Source organism: Actinosynnema sp., assembly GCF_052038725.1.
This window is the reverse complement of record NZ_JBQGCX010000266.1, coordinates 1-2,779: the sequence shown is the minus strand read 5'-3', so window position 1 is coordinate 2,779 and position 2,779 is coordinate 1. Positions and strand designations below refer to the sequence as shown.

3 protein-coding genes are annotated in these 2,779 nt (G+C 73.9%); all 3 read right to left on the bottom strand.

The annotated features are described in order from the left end of the window. On the bottom strand, positions 1 to 1,366 hold a 1,366-nt coding region (locus ACTUAL_RS05205), incomplete at its 3' end, for a hypothetical protein (protein ID WP_440899445.1). After that, the gene (locus ACTUAL_RS05200; RefSeq protein WP_440899444.1) at positions 1,353 to 2,150 is read right to left on the bottom strand and encodes a hypothetical protein; all 798 of its coding nucleotides are present in this window, start codon (positions 2,148 to 2,150) and stop codon (positions 1,353 to 1,355) included. The genes ACTUAL_RS05205 and ACTUAL_RS05200, both read right to left, overlap by 14 nt. A 4-nt stretch (positions 2,151 to 2,154) precedes the next feature. After that, a partial coding sequence (locus ACTUAL_RS05195) for a phage tail protein (protein WP_440899443.1) occupies positions 2,155 to 2,779 on the bottom strand: 625 nt, incomplete at its 5' end.

Sequence of the window (2,779 nt, the reverse complement as noted above, 5' to 3'; positions counted from 1 at the left end):
CGCTGGTGACGGTGAGCGCGGGCGTGCCGGGTGCGCGGAAGCGGCTGTTGGGGCGGTAGCGCAGCAGGCCGTGCGGGTCGAACTCCACCGTCGCCTGTTCGGCTTGGGCGACTGCGCTGATGATCTCCCACGCGCTGCCCTGGGTGGGCGGAAGCGCGTTGAGCTGCGAGGTCAGGCCGGTGATGACCGCGCCGCGCGTCCAGGTGGGCTCGAACTGCGCGAGGCCGCCGGGGACGGTGAGGGGGGTGGAGACCTGCACAGCCTCGATGGGCACCCCGCCGGTGATCTCCACGTGGGAGAGCTGGGCGTCGGCGAGGGGGGCGAGGTCGCCGAGCCAGGTTTCCAGGTAGCCGCCCCGGATGCCGGGGCCGGTGAGGTAGATCCGCGCGGAGGGGGTCTTGCCGGTCCAGGACCAGTGCACCCCGACGTGGTAGGAGCCGCGCGTGGTCAGGCCGACGCCGCTGTAGCCCTTGGAGGTGGTGCTGCTTCCGGTGCTGCCCTCGGTGACCGTGTTCGCGGTGAGGTCGACCAGCAGGTACAGCGTCTCGGCGACGGAGTCGGTGGCGTAGTTCAGGCTCAACCGCACCTGGTTGCCCGCCGTACCGCCGCCGGTCTGCTGAATCCAGCACTCGACCAGCAGGGATCGGCTGCCGATGGCGGTGCGGGTGCGCGGGTCGTACCGCAGCGGGTAGGGGGTGGTGTACGCCTCCAACGCGCACTGCCAGGGAACATCGGTGGTGAACCGGTAGCTCGTGGGAGTGGCGGCGTGGTCGCGGTAGTAGCCGATGCTGGGCACGATGCCGCCGTGCATGGTCACGTCCAGGACGCAGCCGGGGCGTGGCGGCGGGCTGGTGTAGATCCCGGCCTGGCGGGCGAGGTGGTCCACGACCCAGGTGCCGGAGGCGATCGGACCGCCGGTCGTGGACAGGGTTGCCGGGAGGCGTGCGGCGTCGCGCAGGCGTTCGGCGCCGTCGAGGGCGGTGATCTCGACCAGGCCGGTGACGGCGTCGGCGGAGCGGTCGCGGATGCTGCCCCGGAACGCGGGCAGCGCGCCGTCGCCGACGCCCCAGCCGTGGATCACGGACTGGCCGGGTCGGGCGAGGTCGCCGGTCAGGGTGGGTGCGTAGGGGCCGTAGAGGCGGGCGGCGGTGTCGGTGCCGTCGCCGGAGAGGGTCAGGCGCAGCTCGGCGGAGGCGGAGCCGTTGGTGGCGCGGATGGGGGCGGGCAGGTCGGTGTCGTAGGCGCGGTCCACCGCCCAGGCGGTGATCCGGTCGGTGACCTCGCGTCCGCCCAGGCGGGTCAGGGTGGTGGTGACGCGGTCGGGGGCGTCCAGGGCGGCGACGAGGGCGGGGTCAGCGTCGAGCACGGCGTACCTCCACCAGGTGCAGGGTCATGTCGCGGTGGGGAAGGCGCGGGGTGTCGGCGTAGTCGGTGACGGTCATCGCCGGGCAGCCCTCCCCCAGCGGCGGGGTCTCCCCCTCGGCGACGGGTTCGCCCAGGCGCAGCACCGCCCCGCCGATCACGGTCGGCGCGGTCAGCTCGGGCAGCTGCACCTTGGGAGTGACGATCACCGCGCCCGGCGGTGGGACGGCGGTGGCGACCGGGGCGGGGTCGGTGCCGCCCACCGCCGTGCCGGTGGCGTCGAAGAAGCTCAGCAGGCAGCGCGCGCCGTAGGCGGTGGCCTCGGCGGTGAAGCTGACGGGCACATCGGGCACGACCGGATAGCCGCCCCAGTGGGGGTGCCGGTAGTAGAGCTGGGAGTCCGTGCGGGTGCCGGTGACGGTCAGGACGCCGTCCGGCCGCGCGGTCAGGGTGCCCCACCCCACCATCTGGATCATCGCGGCGGGCGCGACGCCCAGGGATTGGCCGGGTTCCAGGAGGTTGGGGGCGGTGGTGGGGTCGAGCACGGCCAGCGGTCCGGGACCGGTCGCGCCGAGCGCGAGCGCGGCCACCCAGCGCGCGGAGGGGGCGGACAGCGCGCCCCAGGCCAGGGTCAGGCGGCGCGGCGGGGTGGCCAGGCGGGTGGTGGTGATCCCGCCGGAGAGCGCGGCGAACTCCGCGACGCCCAGGTCCACGGTCCGGTCGTGCTGTTCGGCGGCCTCGGGGATCTCCCGCAGCCGCCCCAGGGGGCCGATCCACAGCGAGCGCATCGCGTCACCTCCTGGCCAGGGAGCGGTTTCCCTCGGCGGTGGCGCGGGCGATCTCGACCGCGCCCACCCGCACGATCACGGGCCGTTCGGCCAGTCGTCGCACGGCGTCGGTGAACGCGGCCAGGTCCTCGCCTCGCACGGCGGCGCCCGTGGTGGTGGCGCGGGCGGAGGCGGTGGGTTCGACGGTGGCGATCATGGCGGGCAGGGAGTCGGTCAGGTCCGCCAGGTAGCGGCGCACCTGCGGCTCCCCGTCCGCCAGGCCCTCGGCGAGGCCGCGCATCAGCAGGTTCCCGTTGCCGCGCAACAGGTTCCGGTCCCGCGCGGGCGGTCCCTTCCACTCCGGGAGCATGTCGGTCAGGTCGCCGAGCTTGTCCTTGACCCAGCCCCAGCCGTGCTCGATGCCCTTCAGCAGGCCCTTGATCAGGTTCTTTCCGGCCTCGAACAGCAGCCCGCCCACGTCCGCGAACAGGTCGAAGATCGCCCTGGGCAGGTCGGCGAGCATGGTCATCAGGTCCACGACCAGCAGTTTCGTGGTCGCGACGATCAGGTCCCAGGTGCCGCCGAGGAAGTCGCGCAGGCCGGACCAGGCGCGCTGCCAGTCGCCGGTGATCAGCCCGAGGGCCATGTCG